General features: G+C 69.3%; 27 protein-coding genes and 2 pseudogenes. 16 read left to right on the top strand and 13 right to left on the bottom strand.

The window, feature by feature from the left end; genetic code table 11:
• The first annotated feature begins 162 nt into the window (after positions 1 to 162).
• The 8 genes from J7I97_RS22850 to J7I97_RS22815 are packed head-to-tail and all read left to right on the top strand — an operon-like array spanning position 163 to position 3,948.
• Entirely contained in the window at positions 163 to 549 is a 387-nt protein-coding gene (locus J7I97_RS22850) for a gas vesicle protein (RefSeq protein WP_214937789.1), read from the top strand.
• 29 nt (positions 550 to 578) lie between these two features.
• On the top strand, positions 579 to 1,046 hold the full coding sequence (locus tag J7I97_RS22845; protein ID WP_214937786.1) for a gas vesicle structural protein GvpA: 468 nt from the start codon (positions 579 to 581) through the stop codon (positions 1,044 to 1,046).
• A gap of 3 nt (positions 1,047 to 1,049) precedes the next feature.
• Positions 1,050 to 1,760, top strand: coding sequence for a GvpL/GvpF family gas vesicle protein (locus tag J7I97_RS22840; RefSeq protein WP_214937784.1), 711 nt, complete (start codon positions 1,050 to 1,052; stop codon positions 1,758 to 1,760).
• 46 nt (positions 1,761 to 1,806) lie between these two features.
• Complete coding sequence (locus J7I97_RS22835; protein WP_214937783.1) at positions 1,807 to 2,055, top strand: gas vesicle protein GvpG; 249 nt, start codon at positions 1,807 to 1,809, stop codon at positions 2,053 to 2,055.
• Between the two features lie 18 nt (positions 2,056 to 2,073).
• A complete protein-coding gene (locus J7I97_RS22830) occupies positions 2,074 to 2,505 on the top strand; it encodes a gas vesicle protein (RefSeq protein WP_214937781.1) in 432 nt (143 codons plus the stop codon).
• Positions 2,502 to 3,344, top strand: a complete 843-nt coding sequence (locus tag J7I97_RS22825; RefSeq protein ID WP_214937779.1) for a GvpL/GvpF family gas vesicle protein — start codon at positions 2,502 to 2,504, stop codon at positions 3,342 to 3,344. Before J7I97_RS22830 ends, J7I97_RS22825 begins: the two co-directional genes overlap by 4 nt.
• The gene (locus J7I97_RS22820; protein ID WP_214937778.1) at positions 3,341 to 3,556 is read left to right on the top strand and encodes a gas vesicle protein; all 216 of its coding nucleotides are present in this window, start codon (positions 3,341 to 3,343) and stop codon (positions 3,554 to 3,556) included. The genes J7I97_RS22825 and J7I97_RS22820 overlap by 4 nt, the downstream gene beginning before the upstream one ends.
• Entirely contained in the window at positions 3,553 to 3,948 is a 396-nt protein-coding gene (locus J7I97_RS22815) for a gas vesicle protein K (RefSeq protein WP_214937776.1), read from the top strand. The genes J7I97_RS22820 and J7I97_RS22815 overlap by 4 nt, the downstream gene beginning before the upstream one ends.
• 119 nt (positions 3,949 to 4,067) lie before the next feature.
• Here J7I97_RS22815 and J7I97_RS22810 read toward each other — a convergent pair whose 3' ends face one another.
• From J7I97_RS22810 to J7I97_RS22790, 5 genes are all read right to left on the bottom strand, one after another.
• A complete protein-coding gene (locus tag J7I97_RS22810; RefSeq protein WP_214937774.1) occupies positions 4,068 to 4,337 on the bottom strand; it encodes a GlsB/YeaQ/YmgE family stress response membrane protein in 270 nt (89 codons plus the stop codon).
• Between the two features lie 159 nt (positions 4,338 to 4,496).
• Entirely contained in the window at positions 4,497 to 4,667 is a 171-nt protein-coding gene (locus J7I97_RS22805; protein WP_214937772.1) for a hypothetical protein, read from the bottom strand.
• A 147-nt stretch (positions 4,668 to 4,814) separates the two neighbouring features.
• Positions 4,815 to 5,249, bottom strand: coding sequence for a translationally-controlled tumor protein (locus J7I97_RS22800; protein WP_214937771.1), 435 nt, complete (start codon positions 5,247 to 5,249; stop codon positions 4,815 to 4,817).
• A 55-nt stretch (positions 5,250 to 5,304) separates the two neighbouring features.
• A complete protein-coding gene (locus J7I97_RS22795) occupies positions 5,305 to 6,588 on the bottom strand; it encodes a geranylgeranyl reductase family protein (protein WP_251049223.1) in 1,284 nt (427 codons plus the stop codon).
• A gap of 196 nt (positions 6,589 to 6,784) precedes the next feature.
• Complete coding sequence (locus J7I97_RS22790) at positions 6,785 to 6,955, bottom strand: CsbD family protein (protein ID WP_214937769.1); 171 nt, start codon at positions 6,953 to 6,955, stop codon at positions 6,785 to 6,787.
• Between the two features lie 830 nt (positions 6,956 to 7,785).
• Here J7I97_RS22790 and J7I97_RS22785 point away from each other — a divergent pair.
• Complete coding sequence (locus tag J7I97_RS22785) at positions 7,786 to 8,970, top strand: zinc-dependent alcohol dehydrogenase (RefSeq protein ID WP_214937768.1); 1,185 nt, start codon at positions 7,786 to 7,788, stop codon at positions 8,968 to 8,970.
• Positions 8,971 to 9,126: 156 nt separating this feature from the next.
• On the opposite strand, the pseudogene J7I97_RS38795 reads toward J7I97_RS22785, so the two are convergent.
• From J7I97_RS38795 to J7I97_RS22775, 3 genes and pseudogenes are all read right to left on the bottom strand, one after another.
• A pseudogene (locus J7I97_RS38795) lies at positions 9,127 to 9,374 on the bottom strand (nitrate reductase); the annotation flags it as partial.
• A gap of 49 nt (positions 9,375 to 9,423) precedes the next feature.
• Positions 9,424 to 10,524 (bottom strand): amidase domain-containing protein, encoded by a 1,101-nt coding sequence (locus tag J7I97_RS22780; protein ID WP_251059070.1) that lies wholly within the window; start codon positions 10,522 to 10,524, stop codon positions 9,424 to 9,426.
• 407 nt (positions 10,525 to 10,931) lie between these two features.
• Positions 10,932 to 11,456: a Rho termination factor N-terminal domain-containing protein gene (locus tag J7I97_RS22775; RefSeq protein ID WP_214937764.1), complete on the bottom strand. Its 525-nt coding sequence runs from the start codon at positions 11,454 to 11,456 to the stop codon at positions 10,932 to 10,934.
• A gap of 212 nt (positions 11,457 to 11,668) precedes the next feature.
• On the opposite strand from J7I97_RS22775, the gene J7I97_RS22770 reads away from it, so the two are divergent.
• Both J7I97_RS22770 and J7I97_RS22765 read left to right on the top strand, forming a co-directional pair.
• On the top strand, positions 11,669 to 12,004 hold the full coding sequence (locus tag J7I97_RS22770) for a plasmid stabilization protein (RefSeq protein ID WP_214937763.1): 336 nt from the start codon (positions 11,669 to 11,671) through the stop codon (positions 12,002 to 12,004).
• Positions 12,005 to 12,610: 606 nt separating this feature from the next.
• Positions 12,611 to 12,943 (top strand): hypothetical protein, encoded by a 333-nt coding sequence (locus J7I97_RS22765; protein ID WP_214937761.1) that lies wholly within the window; start codon positions 12,611 to 12,613, stop codon positions 12,941 to 12,943.
• 65 nt (positions 12,944 to 13,008) lie between these two features.
• Here the strand turns inward: J7I97_RS22765 and J7I97_RS22760 are convergent, their stop codons facing one another.
• Positions 13,009 to 13,230 carry a hypothetical protein gene (locus J7I97_RS22760; protein WP_214937759.1) on the bottom strand — a complete coding sequence of 74 codons (222 nt, stop codon included), beginning with the start codon at positions 13,228 to 13,230 and terminating at the stop codon, positions 13,009 to 13,011.
• Positions 13,231 to 13,390: 160 nt separating this feature from the next.
• Here J7I97_RS22760 and J7I97_RS22755 point away from each other — a divergent pair, with 160 nt between their 5' ends.
• Positions 13,391 to 13,957: an isochorismatase family cysteine hydrolase gene (locus J7I97_RS22755; RefSeq protein WP_214937850.1), complete on the top strand. Its 567-nt coding sequence runs from the start codon at positions 13,391 to 13,393 to the stop codon at positions 13,955 to 13,957.
• Positions 13,958 to 13,960: 3 nt separating this feature from the next.
• Here J7I97_RS22755 and J7I97_RS22750 read toward each other — a convergent pair whose 3' ends face one another.
• On the bottom strand, positions 13,961 to 14,944 hold the full coding sequence (locus tag J7I97_RS22750) for an LLM class F420-dependent oxidoreductase (RefSeq protein WP_214937758.1): 984 nt from the start codon (positions 14,942 to 14,944) through the stop codon (positions 13,961 to 13,963).
• 133 nt (positions 14,945 to 15,077) lie between these two features.
• Positions 15,078 to 15,641: a hemerythrin domain-containing protein gene (locus J7I97_RS22745; RefSeq protein ID WP_214937756.1), complete on the bottom strand. Its 564-nt coding sequence runs from the start codon at positions 15,639 to 15,641 to the stop codon at positions 15,078 to 15,080.
• A 123-nt stretch (positions 15,642 to 15,764) separates the two neighbouring features.
• On the opposite strand from J7I97_RS22745, the gene J7I97_RS22740 reads away from it, so the two are divergent.
• The 3 genes and pseudogenes from J7I97_RS22740 (at position 15,765) to J7I97_RS22730 (ending at position 17,919) form a co-directional block, all read left to right on the top strand.
• Positions 15,765 to 16,307, top strand: a complete 543-nt coding sequence (locus J7I97_RS22740) for a hypothetical protein (RefSeq protein WP_214937754.1) — start codon at positions 15,765 to 15,767, stop codon at positions 16,305 to 16,307.
• A gap of 28 nt (positions 16,308 to 16,335) precedes the next feature.
• A pseudogene (locus tag J7I97_RS22735) lies at positions 16,336 to 16,935 on the top strand (DNA primase small subunit domain-containing protein); the annotation flags it as partial.
• 36 nt (positions 16,936 to 16,971) lie between these two features.
• Complete coding sequence (locus J7I97_RS22730; RefSeq protein WP_251059069.1) at positions 16,972 to 17,919, top strand: Rieske 2Fe-2S domain-containing protein; 948 nt, start codon at positions 16,972 to 16,974, stop codon at positions 17,917 to 17,919.
• 139 nt (positions 17,920 to 18,058) lie between these two features.
• Here the strand turns inward: J7I97_RS22730 and J7I97_RS22725 are convergent, their stop codons facing one another.
• Both J7I97_RS22725 and J7I97_RS22720 read right to left on the bottom strand, forming a co-directional pair.
• Positions 18,059 to 18,280 carry a hypothetical protein gene (locus J7I97_RS22725; RefSeq protein ID WP_214937752.1) on the bottom strand — a complete coding sequence of 74 codons (222 nt, stop codon included), beginning with the start codon at positions 18,278 to 18,280 and terminating at the stop codon, positions 18,059 to 18,061.
• 117 nt (positions 18,281 to 18,397) lie between these two features.
• The gene (locus tag J7I97_RS22720) at positions 18,398 to 18,868 is read right to left on the bottom strand and encodes a hypothetical protein (RefSeq protein ID WP_251059068.1); all 471 of its coding nucleotides are present in this window, start codon (positions 18,866 to 18,868) and stop codon (positions 18,398 to 18,400) included.
• 347 nt (positions 18,869 to 19,215) lie between these two features.
• Here J7I97_RS22720 and J7I97_RS22715 point away from each other — a divergent pair, with 347 nt between their 5' ends.
• Positions 19,216 to 20,661, top strand: coding sequence for a glyceraldehyde-3-phosphate dehydrogenase (locus J7I97_RS22715; protein ID WP_214937749.1), 1,446 nt, complete (start codon positions 19,216 to 19,218; stop codon positions 20,659 to 20,661).
• Positions 20,662 to 20,885: the final 224 nt, after the last annotated feature.

Raw genomic sequence — 20,885 nt, 5'->3', positions numbered from 1 at the left:
CCTGGGTGGCGGGACACACCGCTCGCACGGTTATCAGAGGGCTGCTCTGTCTGACGTCAGATATGCCTCCTATACGATGAAAATCTAGGGTTTCTTCCGAAGAGAAGTGTTTGTCCAGCGTTAGCGGGCAGACGCCCGAGTCGGGGGTGAGGGGAGTGGCCCATGGCCGCAGCAGAGCCGGTCCGCCGTCGGCGTGCCCCGGCAGACGACAACGGTGACCAGGACGCACAAACCAGCGGGCCCCGCCGCAGGGCTGCGGCTCGCAAAACAGCTCCCGCCCGCCATGGTGTCACCGGCGCGGCCGCGGCCATGCGCCTGGCAGTCGAACAGCTCTCACAACTGCTGGGGCGCACTCCCGAATCGGTGTCGTCCCTCCGGCCGACGGAGGACGGCTGGGAGGCCCAGGTCGAGGTCCTCGAGCTGGAACGGATCCCCGACACCACCAGCGTCCTGGCCAGCTACAAGGTCACGATGGATGAGGAAGGCGAGCTGATCTCCTACGAGCGGACCCGGCGATACAGCCGGGGCATGATCGACAGGCCGGTCTGACGGGCCGGCCGCCGTGAAGGGAAGCGGCCATGACTGTGGTGCCGCAGGGCGGAAGCATCATAAGTGAAAGCGCAGGCGGAGGCACGAGCACGAGCAGCCTCTACGACGTCCTGGAACTGATCCTCGATCGCGGTCTCGTCATAGATGTGTTCGTCCGCGTCTCCCTGGTCGGGATCGAACTCCTGAAGATCGACGCCCGGATCGTCGTAGCCAGCGTCGACACCTACCTGCGCTTCGCCGAAGCGTGCAACCGGCTCGACCTGGAAGCCGGCCGCAAGGCCCCCGCGCAGCTGACCGACGTCGTCGGAAACGCGGTCGAGAGCGGGGCGCACGGCAAATCCAAGGGCGCACTCAGCGGTGCCGTGGAGGCCGTGACGCAGTCCTTGACCGGCGGGTCCGACGAAGAGGAAGAGCCGGAAGAAGAGGCCGAGGAGCAAGAAAGCACCCCCCGCCGACGTCGGCCCGCCCGCCGCCCCGTACACCGCGAGAGGGAGTAGGCAATGGCTCTGTACGTGTACTCGATCACGGCTGCCACCCACCCCTGTCGCTTGGACGGGCTGACGGGTGTCGGAGCAGAGCCCGCTCCCCTTCGTACCGTCACCGCCGGGCCACTGTGCGCGGTCGTCAGCGACATCGACGAGGAGATCCGGCCCAAGCGCCGGGACCTCGCCGCGCACCAGGAAGTCCAAGAGCGCCTCATGGCCGACGGCGCGGTCCTCCCGCTGCAGTTCGGCTACACCGCACCCGACGACCTCGCGGTCACCGAAGCCCTCCAACAGCGCGCGGACACCTACCTGGACGCCCTGGACAGAGTTCAAGGCTGCGCCGAGTACCACATCAAGGCCTCCCAGGACGAAGAGGCGCTCCTGCGCGAGATCCTCAACGACTCGCCCCAGGCACGGGAGCTCAACGACCAGATCGCAGCCGGCGACGCCGACCCCCGGCTGCCACTCCAGCTCGGCGAAATCATCGCCACCGAGGTGCGCGACAGGCAGGAGGCGCTGGCGGCCGGCCTGGTCCAAGCCCTGATCCCCTTCGCCCGCGACCACAGCGTCCGCGCGCCCGCCGACGGCGACATCCTCAACATCTCCCTCCTGGTCCACGGCGACCAGAAGGACAACTTCCTCTCCGCCGAGGCCAGCCTCTCCCAGCAGGTCGACGGCATCGATTTCCGCTTCACAGGGCCGCTGCCCCCGTACAGCTTTGTGTAGTGGCCCGGCCGGTACCGCAGCCGGCCGGGAAACGTCAGGAGGAGCCATGGGGCTGCTGACAGGCCTGCTGACCGCACCGATGGCGCCCGTGCGGGCCGTGGTGTGGGTGGCACAGCGGGTCGTGGACAAGGCACACGACGAGTACTACGACCCCGCTCCGATCTGGGCCGCACTGGCCGACCTCGAACGCCGGCTCGAGCGCGGGGAGATCGATCAGGCCACCTTCGACCGCACGGAGGACGAACTCCTCGACCGCCTCGACGAGATCATGCAATTCCGACAGCGCCAGCCGTGACCAGGGAGGTCGGAGACCGTGACTGACCCACTCGCCAACCGGCTGGGCCCTCTGCCGTCCCGAGCGACGCCGATGTCCTATCCGCCGACCTCGTCAGCCAGCCTCGCCGACATCCTCGAACGCGTCCTGGACAAGGGCATCGTCATCGCCGGCGACATCCGCATCAACCTTCTCGACATCGAGCTGCTGACCATCAAACTCCGGATCTTGATCGCCTCCGTGGACAAGGCCAAGGAGATGGGCATCGACTGGTGGGAGTACGACCCCTCGCTCTCCTCCCGCCACAGCGGCGACCCGCTCGCGGAAGAGAACCGCCGCCTGCGCTCAGAACTGGAGGCACTGCGGCGCGGCCGCCTGGAAGCCACCCCCTCCAAACGCGCCGATGAGAGCCTGGCAGGGGAAAGCGAACCCCGGCCCCGGGCCACCAAGAGGAACAGGCCCGCCCCATGAACTCAGAGCCGACCCTCACCTACGTCTACGCCGTAGCAGTACCCACCCCGGAGCTCGGCCAGGTCCTGGCCGGCCTCCACGGTGTCGCCGAGGCCCCGGTCGCCCTCCTGGAACCCTCCCCGGGTGCCGGCCCGGCCGCTCCCGCGTTCGTCACCAGCCATGTCCCCGACACCCATTGGCGCGAGGAAGCACTCAAATCCCACTTCGAAGACCTCGCCTGGCTGGAGGCGACCGCCAGAGCCCACCACCACGTCATCCAGGTCCTCACCGACCACACCACCGTCCTGCCCCTGCGGATGGCCACCCTCTACCAGGACAATGACCGGGCACTGGCAGCACTGCACGAGCAATCCCGCACCTTCGCCGACAGGCTCGCCCTCCTGGCCGGCCACACCGAGTACGGCGTGAAGGCCTACATCCCGCCTGACAGCCCCGGTCCCGACACCGCACCCGCCACACCGGCACCGACCAGCCCGGGTAAGGCCTACCTCCGAGCCCGCAAAGCCCAGCACCACGCCCGCGAGGACCGCTACACGCAAGCCAGGCAAGCGGCAGAACGCATCGCGGCCACAGCGGCACGCCACGCAACCCACGTCGTACGGCACCCCACCCAGACGGGATCCCTCACTCGCGGTGAAGCCGGCGAAAATGTCCTCAACGACGCCTACCTCGTGCCCGACGGGCGAGCCGACGCCTTCCGCACCGCCATAGAAGAGGCCGTCGAAAGCTTTCCGGGCGTCCGCGTCGAAATCACCGGACCCTGGGCGCCCTACTCCTTCGCCATGCCGCCACCTCAGCCACCCCGTACAACTGCCCAAGGCCCCGGCGCACGGACATGACCCTGACCGAACGGGACGAACCACTGCCAGGACGGCAAGTCGCCCTGGTCGACCTCCTCGACCGGCTTCTCGCCGGCGGCGTCGTCATCACCGGCGACATCGTCCTGTCCATCGCCGACATCGACCTCGTACGGATCTCCCTGCGCGCCCTCATAACGTCCGTAACCAGCCCCGACGACGACTCCTCCACCCGCGGCGGCGAGCACTCATGAACCACAACCCGCCTGCGCAACCGCCCCCCGGCCCCGACCTCGACCCCGTCACCGGCAACATGGCCGAAGCCTTCCGGCTGCTCCAAGCACCCCCCACCGCCCCGGGCCGGCCACAACCTCCAGCCCACCGCATCCGCACCGATCCCGACGCCGTCGGCGAGGACCTCCTCAAACTCGTCCTCACCCTCGTCGAACTCGTGCGCCAACTCATCGAACGCCAGGCCCTGCGCCGCGTCGACGCGGGCGACCTCACCGACGAACAAGAAGAGGAACTCGGAGCCACGCTCCTCGCCCTGCACGAGCGCATGAGCGACCTGTGCGCCCAGCACGGCTACGCACTGGAGGACCTCAACCTCGACCTCGGCCCACTAGGACCCCTCCTTCCGCCCTGAGGCGGTCCCCCTGCCGCACCCCGGGTTGCTGATCGTCAATGCCCTCCCGGGCGAACAGCAACGCGGAAATGGCTCCCCACGAGGAGGAGCCATTTCGGGACGGCTGGGCGCGCGCCGAGTCACGTGCGGCGGCGCCCACCGGTAATGACGCGGTAGCCGACGAGAAGGATGAGGGAGCCGACGATGGCGGCGATCCATGTAGAGAGCTCGAAGAAGCCGTCGATGGAGTCGACGCCGAAGATCACCTTGCCGAGCCAGCCGCCGAGCAGGCCGCCCGCAATGCCGATCAGTATGGTGATGATGATGCCGCCCGGGTCCTTTCCGGGCATCAGCATCTTAGCGATGAGGCCCGCGAGTAGCCCGAGGAGGATCCAAGCAATTATGCCCATGATGCTTTCCTGCCTGGTTGTGTAAAGCTGATGTCAATAAGCTTCTTCACTGCCTAGGCATTCCCAAACCTTCGAATCCGCAAGTTTCCGGACGGAACTGTTTTCCTAACGGCAGCGCTTTCCGCGGCGCCACGGCTGGCTCACTCAGGTTTGATCAGATCAACGGAACGTGCCCTTCCCCTTCTCCTTGACATTCCTGGCCTTGCCTCGGGCTTCCAGAGCCGCGCCCTTGGCGGCGATGGTCTCCTTGCCCACTGCATGGGCGGCCTTCCTCACAGCCTTCCCGGCAACCTGTTCGATCTGCGCCTTCGCCTTCTCGCGGGTACTCATATCGGTCCCTCGCAGTCCGCTCGTAATCCAGGCAGTCACGCGTATGCCCCCTGCGGCCTGCTTCTAAACGACTGGACTAAGCCCACACGAGCTGCACTTCCAGAGGGGAGAGCGAAGTGCAGTCTGCCGCGTTCGGCTACCGCCACCTCAGCGCGGAGGCACTGCGCGCGTGGTCTCCTTGACTCCCAGCTTGAGGCAGATGAAGTACGGCGTGCCGTCCTCCCGCCAGCTCTTGCAGAGCAACCCGCCGTCAGTTCTCCAGCTTTCCCCGGCGTAGAACCACCACCTGTCGAAGTCGGCGAGGAGGTGCTCTTTGAGTGCATTGGCGTCAGCCTCCACGCCGGCCTGGTTCTCTTCGAGCACGGCGCGTAGAGCCCTCACGTAGTCCTTCATGTAGATCACGAAGGACCTCTTGCCGAGCACGACCGGCTTAAGGCGGTACGCGTGCTCGACGTCGACGACCGGGACGCCTGCAATCGTGACGACCTTGCCCTCGATTTCGTACCACCGACCCTCGTCCGTGACGGGGAATTCGTCACTGAACATCTCGTCACCCGTGACCACGTCGGTGTAGACCTTCACTGCGAAACCTCACTCGCTCTGGACTGCCGGATACGGCCACGCAAGCGCAACAGGCTTACCGTCGTGGGGCAGGAACGAGGCGCAGAAGTGCGTGCAGGACGGCGTCGATGCCGTCGTGGGCCGGTCCATCGGTCACTTGAGTGAGCAGGCGGGCCAGGGCGCGCAGGAGCGGGGGCGAGGCCATGACGCGGGGGTGGAGGAGCGGCCGGAAGCCGTGCCGGGCGAAGACAAGATCACTGGCGAGGTTGCCCAGACGGTAGTAGCGCCCCCAGCGGCGGTGGATCTCCCCCGGGTACTGCTGCAGCGCGTGTTCCCGCCGCGGCCCAGCCGGCCGAGCCAAGGCCAAGGCGATGATCTCGGCAGCCGTCTCCGCGGCCTCCATCGCCTGGGCGATACCCTCGCCGCTCCACGGACTGACCATGCCGGCGCTGTCTCCGACCAGCAGCAAGCCCCGCCGATACTGCGGCCGCCGATTCAGTCCCATCGGCAGGGGCGCACTGCGCAGGGGCGAGTCGGCATTCTCCTCCCGCACACCCCAGTCCGGGGGCAGGCGGGGCAACCAGTGTTCCAAAGCCGCCCGCAGATCCACCGGCCTGCGCCGCCGCTGCGGCAGGCCCCCCAGGCCGACGTTGATGCGCCCATCACCGAGCGGGAACACCCAGCCGTACCCGGGCAGATCCAGCCCCGTGTGCGGACAGCGCAGATCGGCCCACAACTCCAAGTACGGGTCCTTGGTCCGGGCCTCGCTGCGGTAGTAGCGGCGGGCGGCCGCCGCGACCGGCCGACGTGCGTCACGTTCGAGTCCCAGAGCCAGCGCAGTCCGCGCGGAGGCGCCGTCGGCTGCAACCACGAGCGGCGCACGATAGCGAACCGGTTGCTCGCCGGGACCTCGAGAAGCGGCCACCCCGGTGATGCATCCCGCCCGGTCGGTCAGCGGGGCCGTCACCTTCACCTGGGTGCGCAGCCGCGCTCCGGCGGCGCTGGCATGAGCGGCGAGCAGGTCGTCGAAGTCGTGCCGGCTGCGGGTGAGCCCGAAGTCGGGAAGACTGCCCAGCCGCGGCCAGTCCAGCTCCACCTGGTTGCCCTCACACACCCACCGCATCCCCTTGTTCCGCATCCAGCCCGGCGCATCGAGGTCAACACCCATCCGCACCAACTGATACACGCCCCGCGGTGTCAGCCCGTCGCCGCACACCTTCTCCCGGGGGAAGGCGCTCTTCTCCAGCAGCAGCACGTCCACCCCCGCTCGCGCCAGGTGCAGCGCGGCGGCGGAACCGGCCGGCCCCGCCCCCACCACGATGACCTGCGCCTCTTCATCCCCGGCACCCTCCGGCGCCAGTGAGCGGCCGTCGGGGGCGGCAACGCCGCTTGTGTCGTCACGTTCCGTGGTCACCCCACCACTATGCCGCGCCCCGTGCCGCCGGGCCGTCCAGCAGGGCCGAAGCCCCCGGGCCACCACGCTGTCAGCCCTGGCCAGTGCTGATGTCACGGCGGAGGCCGTCGCCTCCGAGGCGACGGCCCCGCTCGTGGATCAGTCAGGTCAGCGTGTCCTTGGCCTTCTGTCCGGCCTGCTTGGCATCAGCGGCCGTTTGCTCGGCCTCTCCCTTGATCTCAAGGCTCTCGTTGCCGACGGCCTTGCCGGTGGTTTCCTTGACCTTGCCCTTCACGTTCTTTCCGATGTTCTTGGCCTTCTTGCCTGTGGCCATAATTGGTCACCTCCGAACTCCTTCATGTCTACTGCCCCCTGGGAGGCCACCTATACCTCGGGCAATCGGATCGGATTGCGCATGTGGTCCGTAACGCGGCGCGCACAACCGTCCACCCTCAGGTGACCGCGATGAACCAAAGTCCCGTGTTCCAGAACCGGCGGGGCGACGCGGGAAGAAACACGCGCAGCAGACGCCGGAGCGCCAGTCGCAGGCCCCACACAGTCAGCCGCAAACCCCACACCGTCAGTCGCAGGCAGCTCCGGCGGACGACAGCTCGGGGCGCCCAGCGAGCGAGCGTCCGACGCCTGCTCCACTTATGTCCGCGCCGCCCCAAGGTGAACTTCACGAGTGTCTCCTGCCGGGTACAAAGCGATGGACAGCCGACCTCGAAAGTGTCCTTGGCGAGCCATCCCACTAGAAGACCGCCAGGGAAAGTCGATAAGCATCCCTAAGGGCGATGCCATCGGGCCCCGGCCCGGCGTCAGGCCTCCGTAATGAATCCGGCGAGCAGACGCAAAAAATCCAATCCATGATGCCTATGGAGTGCCTCTCGCCAACGCGCGAATCCAGTGTAATCCTTCTACGCCGCCTATCCGATTCCAGACATCGAAAATGCCGCCTTCGCGATACTCGCCGACCTTGCGGCACTCGTATTGGGGCGGCTTGACGCCGAGGATTTCCGCAAAGCGTGGGACCCCACGCCGGAGTTGTCCGGGGGACCGGCGCGGAAAACGCGCGTCATCCCGGTTTGCCGGTACTGCCGGGGGCAGACGTCGGGCGAGGCACGCACGCACCACCCGAGGTGGAACAGCCGGCGAGGAGACGTGATGAGGGCACTGACATGGCACGGCAAGCGGGACGTACGCGTCGACACCGTGCCGGATCCCGTCGTTCGCGACGCCGATGACGTCATCGTCAAAGTGACGACCACCGGCTTGTGCGGCTCCGACCTGCACCTCTACGAAGTGCTGGGGGCCTTCCTCGACGCCGGTGACATCCTGGGCCACGAACCCATGGGTGTCGTGGAGGAGGTCGGACCGGCCGTCACCGCCCTGAGGCCGGGCGACCGCGTCGTGGTTCCCTTCAACATCTCGTGCGGCACATGCTTCATGTGCGCCCGGGGCCTTCACTCCCAGTGCGAGACGACCCAGGTCCGCGAGCACGGCAACGGAGCCTCGCTCTTCGGCTACACGAAACTCTACGGTCAAGTACCCGGTGGCCAGGCCGAGTACCTGCGGGTCCCCTTCGGCAACAACCTCCCCATTCCGGTCCCGGACGGACCGTCCGACGAACGCTTCGTCTACCTGTCCGACGTCCTGCCCACGGCATGGCAGGCGGTCGAGTACGCGGACGTCCCGCCGGGCGGCAGCGTCGCCGTACTGGGGCTGGGGCCCATCGGCGACATGAGCTGCCGCATCGCGGCCCACCGCGGAGCCTCCACGGTCATCGGCATCGACCTTGTTCCCGAGCGTCTGGAGCGCGCCCGCCGGCGCGGCATGCACACTCTGGACGTGCAGGAGTGCGGCGACGGGCTCACGGACGCCGTCCGTGCCCTCACCGGGGGGCGGGGGCCGGACGCCGTCATCGACGCCGTCGGGATGGAAGCGCACGGCAGCCGCGTCGCCGCCGCTGCGCAGGGCTTGACCACCCTCCTGCCGGACGCCCTGGCCGCCGCCATGATGAAGCGCGCCGGAGTCGACCGGCTCTCCGCGCTCTACACGGCCATCGACCTCGTCCGCCGGGGCGGCACCATCTCCGTGTCCGGGGTGTATGGCGGTGCGGCCGATCCCCTGCCCTTGCTGACCATGTTCGACAAGCAGCTCCAACTGCGCATGGGCCAGGCCAACGTCCACCGCTGGGTCGACGACATCCTCCCCCTGCTCACTGACGGCGATCCCCTCGGAGTGGACGACTTCGCCACGCACCGGTTGCCCTTGGAGCAGGCGCCGGACGCCTACGAGATGTTCCAGAAGAAGCGGGACGGCGCCGTCAAGGTGCTCTTCACTCCTTGAGAGCCTGGGGCACCTCCACGAGCCGGGAACGGCGCCGATGACCAGATGACCAACGGGGGTTGACGGCCCCGCCCAGCAGCTCCGCGGCTTCCGTGATCGCGGCGGCGGGGACGTCGCAGATGGCCGAGGCCCACGCCGGAGTACAGTGCGCGACCTGCCGAACAGGTCCTTCGGCCCGAGCCGGCCCCGGTTCACCCGGTCCACCACCCGTCCGCGGACACCGACGATCCGGCCGTCCCGCACCGCGATGTCCATCGCGTCGCCGTTCGAGTGGAGCACCGAAGCCGTCTGCACCCACCGCTCCACATCGCGAGTGCGATGCCGTCCGCGAGGTACGTGTCCAGGCGGGCCGGCCAGGTGCCGCCCGGCCCGTAAGCCGTCCGGCCACGGCACTGGCGCGTCAGCCCCTCCTGCCGCTGGGGTTCCGCGGCAGGAGGAGCCGAAGGGCACCCGTCAGGTGCGGTACGCGTAATAGATCGCGTCCGGGTAGGACGCGACGATGCTCGCGAGCGACTTACGGTACGTGTTGGTGGAGTGGTACGTGAGGTACGGCATTCCGGCGCGGCTGCGGTACGTCACCATCATGGAGTGGTCCTTGGACCCGTCCCTGTTGAAGTCCGCCTGCACGATGTCACCAACGTCCGTCTGGTAGACGTTGGCCAAGTTGGTGGCCCGCTGGTTGGACAGCGTGAACCACGCCCACTCGTTCGCGCCGACCCAGGAGTCGGTCTGGCGGGTGCCGTCGTACGACCAGTTCCGGTAGTCCGTCGTGGAGCCCGGAACGGCCTTCCAGCCACCCGCTTTCAGCGCCTGGCTGATGAAGTTGGTGCAGTCACCCCCGGCTCCGCTGAACTTGCGGTACGCCGGGTTGTAATTGCTCCAGTACTTCTCCGCGTACTTCGCCATGGCCGCGTAGTCGTACGCACCGCCGGTCTGCGCCTTGGGCTTCGCCGTGGCGGGGTACTTGGTGGATGCGGGTGTGCCGTCCGGATACTGGTTGCCGTCGTCCCTGGCGACCTTCGCCTTGGCCGCCACGGGCTCGTTGATCGCGACGGGGCCGTTGTCCTGGGACTTGATCGAGGTCAGCTCCCAGCCACGGCCCCGCTTGCTGGTGAGGGTCAGCTCGTAGCGCGTCCGGAAGCCGGTGGTGGCCGGCTCGTCTCCGCGCAGTTTCTTGTAGGTGAGCGTGGTGTCTTCGGTGACCTGTACGGTCGCCTTCCCGCCGGTGACCGTGGCACGGTCCACGGCGACGCGGGTGTTCGCGCCCGTGTAGGCCTCGCCGAGCGCCGCCAGGCGCGTCTTGCGGGACTGCAGCGACGAGATCGCCGCGGCCTCGTCCTTCTTCAGCTGGGCCGACATGCGCGTCTTCGCGGAGGCCGGGCCGGAGTTGCCGTGTCCTGGCTGGTCCTCGACCAGAGCCTGGGTGCGCCGGGAGAGCACGTCGTCGGCTATGCGGGCGAAGGCGTCGACGGTCGGGCGGTCGGCCGCTTCGGGCCCGGAACCCGCACTCGCGGAGTAGGCGAGCAGGGTCGCGGACGACAGCGTCACGGTCAAGGCCGCACCGACGGCGAGCCTGAACCTTCTTGGTATCACTGATTTTCCCCTTGTCACCCGGTCCACATGAACCGGGGGACGGAATCTTCGCACAACCAGGCGACTCCTTCGTTGCGTTCCGCTTTGTCGACGGCCGCCCGGCAGGAGTCGCCTTGTGCGGGCAGCGAACTGCCTCCGCTTCTCCGGGGAAGCGGAGGCAGGCTCGGGAGCGCCTGGCCCGCCCGATGTACGAGCGAACCCGCCTCGACCTGCCGGTCGTTGAGGGCCGGCTGGGGCTGGTACGGATCACACCGAGGGACGCGTGCTGACGGTTTGCCCGACGGCGCTCCGATTCCTGCCCCGGGACTCCCGCGACCACCCGGTTGAAGCCGCGAGGACGGGTCCGCTGAGCTGGGTGCGGCTGGGCTTTACGCGGCCTGGTGCTTCCGCGTGAGGGCCTTGATCAGCTCGTCGCGGGTCATGGTGGAGCGGCCGGGGATCGTGGCGGCGGCGGCCTTCTCGTACAACTCGGACTTCGTCAGCGACTCCAAGTCGTGCTTCGTCGGCGCCGACCGGACGCGCTTCTTGGCGGCCGGTTTGCTCCCCGCCCGCTTCCGCACTTCGTGCCGCGCGCCCGGCGCGGTTGCCTTCTCACCCGTGTCCTTGGGGGAACGGGCGCGCTCCACGCTGGCGCGCAACGTCTCCATGAGATCGACGGCGTGGGTGGACTTCGCCGCGGGTTCGGCCTTCTCGACGGTTTCGCCAGCCTGTTTGGCCTCGATCAGCTGGGCGACCTTCTCGCGGAAGGTGTCGCGGAACGCTTCCGGGTCCCACGTCATGGTCAGGGCGTCGATGAGGCAGTGGATGGTGTGGCTGTCGGTCGCCGTATACATGCCGACGGGCAGGCTGACCAGGCCGAACGTCAAGACTCCCGCCCATACGGGTCGGGCCATGACCACCACCTCCAAAGCCGTTCCCCTTCCAGCTCAAGGCCTCGGCCGCCTGATCGCATCCGTGGGGCGGTGGCAACAGCCCCGGAAGCGTCACGCCGCCGGTTGGGGGATCCGGGCGTGCGGGGTGGAGCAGAGGCTCGCAGGATGGCGCTGAACGCCCAGCGCGCGCAGTCAGGCCGCGCGCGGTCATCCGATGGTGAAGGAGACCTGCAATGCCTCGTGGTTCCAGCGGCAAGCGTGAACGGCAGTACGAACACATCAAGGAGTCCGGCGAGAAGCGCGGCATGTCGGAAGGCCGTGCGAAGGAGATGGCGTCCCGGACGGTGAACAGGGAACGGGCCCGTTCGGGAGAGTCGAAGTCGTCCAGCCGCAGCTCTACCCAGGGCAAGTCCGCTTCCCAGCGCGGAGGCCAGAGGTCCGGCGGCGGAGGCGGTGGGGGCTCCTCGGAGCGCACCCGTGACGAGCTGTACGACGAGGCGAAGAAGCGCAATATCGAGGGACGCTCCACGATGACCAAGCAGCAGCTCAAGAACGCCCTCGGCCACTGATGCGGGCCCTTGGCGGGTCGAGGGCCGACCGTGATCCCGTTGGCGTGGTCATCTGCCGGGAGCCGTGATGTGACGGCCTGAGCCGTCAGGTGACGGGCTCGGGGGCCGGTACCGGCCCGGGCAGGGGTCCGGGCTGGGGGTGTGGCTCGGGACGCGGTGCGGGTGGCGGCTGTGGGTCGGGTTCGGGTTGTGGTGGCGCCGGCGGTACGGGGTCGGGCCCGCCGGGGGCCGGTACGGGACCTGGTACCGGGCCGGGCTGCGGTCCCGGGCCGGGGCCGGGAGCCGGGGTGGGACTGGGGGGTACGGGATCGTTGGGAGGGGTGCCCATGGAAGACCTCCTGGGTGGGTGGGTCGGCAGGTCGGGGAGTCGGTCAATGAGGCGGCTACCCGGCTGATCCGGCTTGATGTCCGCGGATTCGACGGCGACGCTTCGCTGGTGTGCCGCTGCCGCGCGCGGGTAGGCGTATCAATGGCTGGGCGGACGCGCGGAGGTTCCGGTGCTGCTGGGCTCGGTGAGTCAGCAGTGTGCTCTTCATTCGGCCTGCCCCGTGGTCATCGTCCGCCCGCGGACCGGTTCCGCGGCCGAACTTTGGATAGGCGGGCGGGATGGACGAGTACGAGAACGAGAACGAGAACGAGATCAAGCTCAAGGCGATCGCGGTGCTCACGGGCCTTCGGAGTGGTGTCGGCTCGGACTTTGTTTCGGCACTGATCAGCGAGGTGACGCCGTCGCAGTTCCTGGTGCCCGCCGACGCTGACGCGGCCGAGATCGGACGGGCGATGCTGGAGCAGCTGTCCGGTCCGTGGAGCGCGCTGATCAGCGGATTCGTCCAGGCGTTCGAGGCGGTCGCGGACGCGTATGACGAAGTGGGGCCGGAGACTTCGACGGAGGACATCCTCCAGGCACTCGCCCTGGAACTCGCGAGCGCCTCCGACTGATCATCCACGCCCCTCAGCGGTAGTGCCCGCGCCCGTGTTCCGCCTCGCTGGGGCCCGGAATCGGCTCAGCCCTCGGCTTCGGCTTCGCCCTCGGCACCGGACCCGTCCGCAGCCGTGCGCTCCGCGTGCTCGTCGCGCTTCGGCGACTCGTCCGAGCGCCGCCGGGTGGACTCTTCCTTGGTGCGTCCGCGCGTCGGCCGCCGCTGCCCGGAGGTGTCGCCGGTATCGCGCACCTGCTCCTCACGGCCTATGCCCGGCCGCTGGGCCTTGTCCCGCATGCCGCCCATGACGCCGCTCCTTGCTCGGGGAGACCTCCACACTGGCACGGGCCGCCACCCCCCCGCAGCGGGGGACGTGCGATGTGTGGTGTGACGGGGACGGGGTAGGCGCCGGGTGATCATCCCGCGCCGGATGGACGGCGCGGCGGATCCAGGCTCCGGAGGTGCGGTGGCCGTCAGCGCGCTGGTCGTCATCGACATGATCAACACCTATGACCATGCCGATGCGGAGCTGTTGCTGCCGGCCGTGCGGGAGGCCCTGCCCGGTGTCCGGGCCGTGCTGGACCAGGCCCGCCACCGCGGCGCCCCGGTGATCTACGTGAACGACAACTTCGGGCTGTGGCGCTCCCACCACGGCGAGATCCTGGAGACGGCCTTGGCGGGCCCGCACGCCGATCTGGTGAAGCCCGTCGCACCGGACAGCGACTCGCTGTTCGTCGTCAAGGCGCGGCACTCGATCTTCTACGAGACACCGCTCGCGTATCTCCTGGGGGCGCTGGACGTGGACCGCCTGGTCCTTTGCGGACAGGTCACGGAGCAGTGCGTGCTCTACTCCGCCCTGGACGCGCACATCCGCCACCTGCACGTCACCGTCGTACGGGACGCGGTCGCCCACATCCACAAGGACCTGGCCGACGCCGCGCTGCGCATGATGGAGATCAATATGGCGGCGGACATCCGCTTCGCCGCCGACGTCTCGTTCGCAGGCGGAAGCGGCGGCGGAAGCGGCGGCTGAAGCTCAGGCGGAAGCGGCGGGGCGGAGCTCGCGCAGCGCGGGGAGCAGGGTGGCCTCGGCCCAGTCGAGGAAGGGCCGCTGGTGGGCTCCGCCCACCTGCACGAGCGCGATCTCCGTGAAGCCCGCGTCCACGAACGGACGGACGGCGTCGACGAACGCGTCGACATCGTCACCGCAGGGGATCGCCTCGGCGATGTCCTCCGGGCGGACGTACCGGGAAGCCTGGTCGAAGGCGGCCGGTCCGGGCAGCTCCGCGTTGACCTTCCAGCCTCCCGCGGACCAGCGGAACTGTTCGTGGGCGCGCTTGACGGCCGTGTCCCGGTCGGCGTCATAGCAGACCGGCAGCTGGCCGACGCTCGGCTTTCCCGCGCCGCCCGCGCGGTCGAAGGCCTCCAGGAGATCCTTCTCAGGCTCGATGGCGATCACCAGGTCGGCGAGTCTGCCCGCCAGCTCGCAGGAGTCGTCCCCGGAGACCGCGATGCCGAGGGGCGGCGGGTCGTCGGGAAGGTCCCACAGCTTGGCGTTCTCGACGTCGAAGTACGGTCCGTGATGGTTCACGGAGCCGCCGGCGAAGAGCTCGCGGATGATCTCCACCGCCTCCTCCAGCATGTCCAGCCGTACGTGCGCGGCGGGCCACCCCGGGCCGATGACGTGCTCGTTGAGGTTCTCGCCGGAGCCCAGGCCCAACCGGAAGCGACCCTCGGACAGCAGCTGCATCGTCGCCGCCTTCTGCGCCACCACCGCGGGGTGGTAGCGCATCGTCGGGCAGGTCACGTAGGTCATGAGCGGGATGGTGGTGGTGGCCTGCGCCGCCGCTCCCAGGACGCTCCACACGTAGGGGGAGTGGCCCTGGGCGGCCAGCCACGGAAAGTAGTGGTCTGAAGCGACGGAGAAGTCGAACCCCGCACGTTCGGCACCGACCACGTGCCCCACCAGATCCCGGGGTCCGGCCTGCTCGGTCATCATCGTGTATCCGAATCGCACCATGCGCTGCGCCTTACCGGTTTCCAGCCCCCGAAACCCGCCCTGCGGATGCCGGACGAGCAACGAGCGACGAGCAACCCGCGGTCGCGGCCCCCTCCCTGGGATGCGGAGGGGGCGGCGGCCGCTGCGGCGTGGCTCAGGAGTCCTTGCCGCGGCCGCTCATCATGTCGCGGAGGCGGTCGACGAGGCCGATGCCGGGGGCGAGGAGCTTGTTGGCCGGTGGTTTGTCCGGGGCGGACGGGTGGGGGCGGGTGGGTGCGGTCTTCTTGGCGGTGCGTACCTTGTCGCCGAGTTCGGCGAGTGTTTCGGCGGAGCACATGGCGCGTAGCCGGGGGAAGAGGTTGGTTTCCTCGTCGGTCACGTGTGCCCGGATGTCGGTCATGAGCTTGTTGATGAGCTCGTTGAACCGTGGGTCGTCGGCGTCGCAGCCCTCGAGGTCCTTCATGATCTGCTCTGCCGCCGCGTGGTCCTCGAGTTCCTTGTCGGCGAGGGCGTCCCCCTCGGGCAGGTGCTCGCGGACGGCCGGATACAGGTAGGCCTCCTCGGCGACGGAGTGCCGGACCAGCTCGATGGTGGCCTTGTCCGCGTAGTGCTTCCTGCGGGGGTCCCCGACGGGCAGTGCCTGGATGTTCTTGAAGAAGTCCTCCACCTCCTGGTGGTCGGTGGTCAGTTCCGCGATGACGTCACCGCCGTGTCCCATGGCGTCCTCCTCGATCGGTGGCGTGTGTGGTGCGCAACGATTCCAGCCATCTCATTCCAATTGGGGTGATGTGGCCGTTACCGTGGCGTTCTCGTTCCCCGAAACCAGCCGGATGGCCCGCCCGTGCCCACAGACCTCTCCCTGTCCCCGCTCATAGCGGCGACGACGCACTGGCTGACCCGCGCCTACCCCTCGGGTGGCGGCGCATTCCAGCGCGGCCTGGCGGAGGCGCAGGCCCGCCAGGCCGTCACGCTCGCCGCCTGGCTGCGCTACCCGACGGACCTGGACGCGCAGCTCGTGGTGCTGTCGGGACCGGGCGGCTCGGACCGGATCGACTGGATCACCGGGGCCGACGCCGCCCACGCCTTCGCCTCCCCGGGTGAGGAAGAGCCGGAGAACGCGTGGCGTACCTGGGTCGACGAGGTCGTGGTCAGCTGGGCGGCGTGCCTGCTGGGCGCTCCGGCCCTGGCCGCAGCCGCCCACGACCTCACCTCGACGGAGCGCACCGGCACCGTGGCGACCTTCCGCCGCCTGACCGAGCCCGGGGAGAACGACCGCCACGCGGCCGCTCTGCTACGCCACCCCGACCTCCTCGCGCCGATCGCCGAACTGCACCGCGCAGCCCTCATGGACCGTCTGGCAGCCGGCACCGCACCCACGGGCTGACGGCCTGACGGGCTGACCGGACGACGGTGCCGGCCAGGCCTGCATCACGCCGCACCGCTGGCTGTCCAGGGCGGACCGGCCCGACCACCCCGACCGGCTGGTGTTCGACCTCGATCCCCCGGGCGATGACTTCACGGCCGTACGCGAAGCCGCCCGATGGACGCACGAACTGCTGGAGGAGCTGGAACTGCCCTCCCTGCTGATGACGACCGGCTCACGCGGGGTCCACGTGGTGGTGCCGCTCGATCGCCGTATGCCGTTCGACGAGGTCAGGGCTTTCGCCCGGGACGCGGCCGAGCTGCTGGCCGCCCGCCACGACCACCTCACCACCGAGGCCAGGAAGAACGCCCGCCGGGGCCGGCTCTACCTGGACGTACAGCGCAACGCCTACGCCCAGACCGCCGTGGCCCCCTACGCCGTCCGCGCCCGGCCCGGCGCCCCGGTCGCCGCCCCGGTGCGGTGGGCGGACCTGGACGATCCGGATCTGACCGCGTGGCGGTGGACGCTCGCCACGGTCGACCGGCTTCTCAAGGACGACCCGTGGCAGGACGCTCCGCGCGGCCGCTCCCTGCATTCGGCGGGGCGGCGCCTCGCCGCGCTTCACGGGCGTGAGGGGAAGCAGCCCTGAAAACATATGCCGGGCGGGCGCGGGTATGCGCGGGCCATGGACACAGAGCGCATGAATCCGGCAGCCAGCGCCGGCCCCGGGCCGCTGCTGGCGGCCGTGGAACGCCTCGAACAGACGTCGCGGGCGGATGCCCTGATCGGCGTGGTCCGCCGGGCCGTACGAGCGGCACCCCTGGGACCCGCACGCGATGTGCTGCACGGTCGGCCCGTCGGCCACCCGGCCCACCCGCCGCTCGTTCAGGTGCCGCTCGGGACCTGGCTCTCGGCGGCGGTCCTGGACCTGCTGCCCGGCCAGCGCCGCGCCGCGCGGGTACTGGTCGGTGTGGGGCTGGCCGCGGCGGCGCCCGCCGCCGTGGCGGGCTGGACCGACTGGGCGGAACTGCCGCCGGAACAGGCCCGTACCGGCCTCGTGCACGCCCTCGCGAACACCACAGGGGTCGTGCTCTACGCGAGCTCGTTCCTCGCCCGGACGCGGGGCCGCGACGGACGCGGCAAGGTGCTGGGCATGGCCGGGCTCGCCGCGGTCAGCGCGGGCGGCGCGCTGGGCGGACACCTGGCCTACCGCCAGGCGGCCGGCGCGAACCACGCCGAGTACGTGGCGCACCGCGTCGCGGACGGCTGGCACCCGGTCGGACCGGTGTCCGACTTTCCCGTGGGCCGGGCGGTGCGCGCCTCCGTGGACGGCGTTGACGTAGTCGTCGTACGCGAGAGCGGCGGATCCGTCCGCGTCCTGGCCGACCGCTGCGCACATATGGGCGGACCGCTGTCGGAAGGGGAGGTCACCGACGGCTGCGTCCGGTGCCCCTGGCACGGCAGCCTGTTCCGCCTCACGGACGGCTGGAACGTCGAGGGCCCGGCCACCGCTCCCCAGCCCGCCTTCGACACGCGCATCGCTGACGGGCACGTCGAAGCCCGGCTGCGCCACTTCCACGCTCGCCGCTCGGAGACAGGTGACGGTGACGGCGACGGCCGTACGTATCCCTAGCCGCCCCTAGCCGACGGTCCGCCACCGCGGCGTCACGGGACGTGAGGCCCGGTCCGCCCCAGCCTAGGCAGGCGAGGGGGCATCCGGCTGCCGTCCACCCGCAGGGAGGACGGCAGCTGGAGGGGCCGGTCCGACAGGATCACCTGCCTTCGGCCCGACGTTCCTTCCGCCCGGGCTGCTGCTGTGGCTGCCGCTCGCCCTGTCCGCCCTCGGGCCCGTCGGCGGCTGCGTCGCCGGATCCGCGAGGGACCGATCGTGACCGGTGCCGCGTATCGGCCGGCTTGTCCACATGCGGCTTTCTGCGCTTCTCCTCGCTCTCGCCCTCCAGCGGGACACCCCCGGCGCCTCCCTGGTCGTCCATCACGGCTCTCCCTCGTCTCGGCGTCCAAGGGCGGCACCGCCGCCCCGGCGGGAACCACTGACCCCGCCAGTGGGCGGCTACCCACCTCACGGCCGAGAAACCCGGCGCCCGTGTGACTCAGTAACGCAGGGCGGCTCCGGTTTCCGCTTTGACGTCCCCGGAGAGATCGCGAGTGCTGCGGGCCGTGCCCTGGCCCGTTGCGCTGGGGGCGACGTCGGAGACGGTCACCACGACCGTGTCGAGAAGGTTCCCTCCGGTGTCGCGGAAGTTGACCTGGATGGCGAACGACTTCTTGTCCTCGGCGGTGTTGGACACGGTGACCGGCACGGAGCTGTGCCCGTCCGCGTCTTTGGACGGCGTGCCGAGCCGGACGTCGCTCTTCACGTCGGCTCCGTCCTTCACGCTGTCGAGCTTCTTCTTGGCCTCGGCCACTGCGGCGTCGAGATCCGCTCCGACCGACTGAACGGCGGAGGCCGCCTTCGACGCGACCTCGGACGGAGTGGTGTCGTCCGAGCACCCCGCAGTGCCTGCGGCGAGGGCTGCCAGCACGACGACCACGGGAAGGGTGCGCGCCCACGCACGGGTCATACAGGCCTCCATGGGGCTCCGGTGGCCGGCGCGCAGGGTGCGTACGCGCGGCGGCGGGCAGACGGGCAGACGCGCTGCCGACGGATGGGCAGCAGCCAGCCACATGATGCCGCCCCGGAACCGCGCCGGCCCGCCGCCGCCCCGTTCTCGGCGCGCGCCCAGCCGATCGCAGCAGCGCAGTCGCTCCCGATCGCGCCCCCGCTGCGTTCCAGCAGCCCGGATGGGTGCTCTGACCTGCGCTTTCACGGGCGCACCCGAAGGGGGGCGACGCGGACGCCATACCGCTTAAATGATCGAACTTGAGTGGGGTTAGCATATGAGCGCCGCCTAGCTCGAAAGATAAACCTGTGACTGTCAATGACGACTCGTTCACCAACTGGAAGACCCGCGAGGAGATCGCGGAGTCGATGATCCCGATCATCGGGAAGCTGCACCGGGAGCAGGACGTCACGGTCCTGCTGCACAGCCGCTCCCTGGTGAACAAGTCGGTGGTCAGCATCCTCAAGACCCACCGATTCGCCCGGCAGATCGCCGGTGAGGAGCTCTCGGTCACCGAGACGCTGCCGTTCCTCCAGGCTCTGACCACCCTCGATCTCGGCCCCTCCCAGATCGACATCGGCATGCTCGCCGCGACGTACAAGAGCGACGTCCGCGGTCTCTCGGTTGAGGAGTTCACCGCCGGAGCCGTCGCCGGTGCCACGGGTGACAACAAGATCGAGCGCGGCGGATCGCGCGACGTCGTCCTCTACGGGTTCGGCCGCATCGGCCGCCTCGTCGCCCGCCTGCTCATCGAGAAGGCCGGGTCCGGCAACGGCCTGCGGCTGCGCGCCATCGTCGTCCGCCAGGGCGGCGATCAGGACATCGTCAAGCGTGCCTCGCTGCTGCGCCGCGACTCCATCCACGGCCAGTTCCAGGGCACGATCACGGTCGACGAGGCGAACAGCACGATCATCGCCAACGGCAACGAGATCAAGGTGATCTACGCCAACGACCCGTCCGAGGTCGACTACACGGCGTACGGCATCAACGACGCCATCCTCATCGACAACACCGGCAAGTGGCGCGACCGCGAGGGCCTGTCGAAGCACCTGCGCCCCGGTATCGACAAGGTCGTCCTGACCGCGCCGGGCAAGGGCGACGTCCCCAACATCGTGCACGGCGTCAACCACGACACGATCAAGCCGGACGAGCAGATCCTGTCCTGCGCCTCCTGCACCACCAACGCGATCGTCCCGCCGCTGAAGGCGATGGAGGACGAGTACGGCGTCCTGCGCGGCCACGTGGAGACCGTCCACTCGTTCACCAACGACCAGAACCTGCTGGACAACTACCACGGCTCCGACCGCCGTGGCCGTTCGGCCGCGCTGAACATGGTCATCACCGAGACCGGTGCCGCGTCCGCCGTCGCCAAGGCGCTGCCCGACCTCACGGCGAAGATCACCGGCAGCTCGATCCGCGTTCCGGTGCCGGACGTCTCCATCGCGATCCTCAACCTCCAGCTCGCGCGCGAGACCACCCGCGAGGAAGTCCTCGACTACCTCCGCAACGTGTCGCTGACCTCGCCGCTCAAGCGCCAGATCGACTTCATCTGCGCCCCCGACGCGGTCTCCAGCGACTTCATCGGCTCGCGCCACGCGTCGATCGTCGACGCCGGCGCCACCAAGGTCGAGGGCGACAACGCGATCCTCTACCTCTGGTACGACAACGAGTTCGGCTACTCCTGCCAGGTCATCCGAGTCGTCCAGCACGTCTCCGGCGTGGAGTACCCGACGTACCCGGCCCCGGCGGTCTGATCCGGCGGGACTGCTCGACCCGGCGGACTGTTTGATCCAGCGGACTGTTTGATCCGGCGGACTGTTTGATCCGGCGTCCAGGCATGCGGGCGGCGGTGGGAGGCACCAAGTTGCCTTCCGCCGCCGCCCGCGCCGTTTCCCGGGGGCGTTGCCCGGACTCCTCCTGACGGCCGCCGACCCAGGTGCGCGGGTGGGGCTTCGGCGGGACGATGGGGGGCGAGGAC

It is taken from the genome of Streptomyces sp. ISL-87, from assembly GCF_018614095.1.
In the GTDB taxonomy this organism is placed as follows: domain Bacteria; phylum Actinomycetota; class Actinomycetes; order Streptomycetales; family Streptomycetaceae; genus Streptomyces.
Note: the sequence above shows the minus strand (reverse complement) of the source record. Positions and strands in the feature narration are given on the sequence as shown.

Bases quoted from the DNA above. Each gene is read 5' to 3' on its own strand.
- J7I97_RS22850 (WP_214937789.1), top strand. From the start codon at position 163: ATGGCCGCAGCAGAGCCGGTCCGCCGTCGGCGTGCCCCGGCAGACGAC.
- J7I97_RS22845 (WP_214937786.1), top strand. From the start codon at position 579: ATGACTGTGGTGCCGCAGGGCGGAAGCATCATAAGTGAAAGCGCAGGC.
- J7I97_RS22840 (WP_214937784.1), top strand. From the start codon at position 1,050: ATGGCTCTGTACGTGTACTCGATCACGGCTGCCACCCACCCCTGTCGC.
- J7I97_RS22835 (WP_214937783.1), top strand. From the start codon at position 1,807: ATGGGGCTGCTGACAGGCCTGCTGACCGCACCGATGGCGCCCGTGCGG.
- J7I97_RS22825 (WP_214937779.1), top strand. From the start codon at position 2,502: ATGAACTCAGAGCCGACCCTCACCTACGTCTACGCCGTAGCAGTACCC.
- J7I97_RS22820 (WP_214937778.1), top strand. From the start codon at position 3,341: ATGACCCTGACCGAACGGGACGAACCACTGCCAGGACGGCAAGTCGCC.
- J7I97_RS22815 (WP_214937776.1), top strand. From the start codon at position 3,553: ATGAACCACAACCCGCCTGCGCAACCGCCCCCCGGCCCCGACCTCGAC.
- J7I97_RS22810 (WP_214937774.1), bottom strand. From the start codon at position 4,337: ATGGGCATAATTGCTTGGATCCTCCTCGGGCTACTCGCGGGCCTCATC.
- J7I97_RS22805 (WP_214937772.1), bottom strand. From the start codon at position 4,667: ATGAGTACCCGCGAGAAGGCGAAGGCGCAGATCGAACAGGTTGCCGGG.
- J7I97_RS22790 (WP_214937769.1), bottom strand. From the start codon at position 6,955: ATGGCCACAGGCAAGAAGGCCAAGAACATCGGAAAGAACGTGAAGGGC.
- J7I97_RS22785 (WP_214937768.1), top strand. From the start codon at position 7,786: ATGAGGGCACTGACATGGCACGGCAAGCGGGACGTACGCGTCGACACC.
- J7I97_RS22775 (WP_214937764.1), bottom strand. From the start codon at position 11,456: ATGGCCCGACCCGTATGGGCGGGAGTCTTGACGTTCGGCCTGGTCAGC.
- J7I97_RS22770 (WP_214937763.1), top strand. From the start codon at position 11,669: ATGCCTCGTGGTTCCAGCGGCAAGCGTGAACGGCAGTACGAACACATC.
- J7I97_RS22765 (WP_214937761.1), top strand. From the start codon at position 12,611: ATGGACGAGTACGAGAACGAGAACGAGAACGAGATCAAGCTCAAGGCG.
- J7I97_RS22760 (WP_214937759.1), bottom strand. From the start codon at position 13,230: ATGGGCGGCATGCGGGACAAGGCCCAGCGGCCGGGCATAGGCCGTGAG.
- J7I97_RS22750 (WP_214937758.1), bottom strand. From the start codon at position 14,944: ATGGTGCGATTCGGATACACGATGATGACCGAGCAGGCCGGACCCCGG.
- J7I97_RS22745 (WP_214937756.1), bottom strand. From the start codon at position 15,641: ATGGGACACGGCGGTGACGTCATCGCGGAACTGACCACCGACCACCAG.
- J7I97_RS22730 (WP_251059069.1), top strand. From the start codon at position 16,972: ATGGACACAGAGCGCATGAATCCGGCAGCCAGCGCCGGCCCCGGGCCG.
- J7I97_RS22725 (WP_214937752.1), bottom strand. From the start codon at position 18,280: ATGGACGACCAGGGAGGCGCCGGGGGTGTCCCGCTGGAGGGCGAGAGC.
- J7I97_RS22720 (WP_251059068.1), bottom strand. From the start codon at position 18,868: ATGACCCGTGCGTGGGCGCGCACCCTTCCCGTGGTCGTCGTGCTGGCA.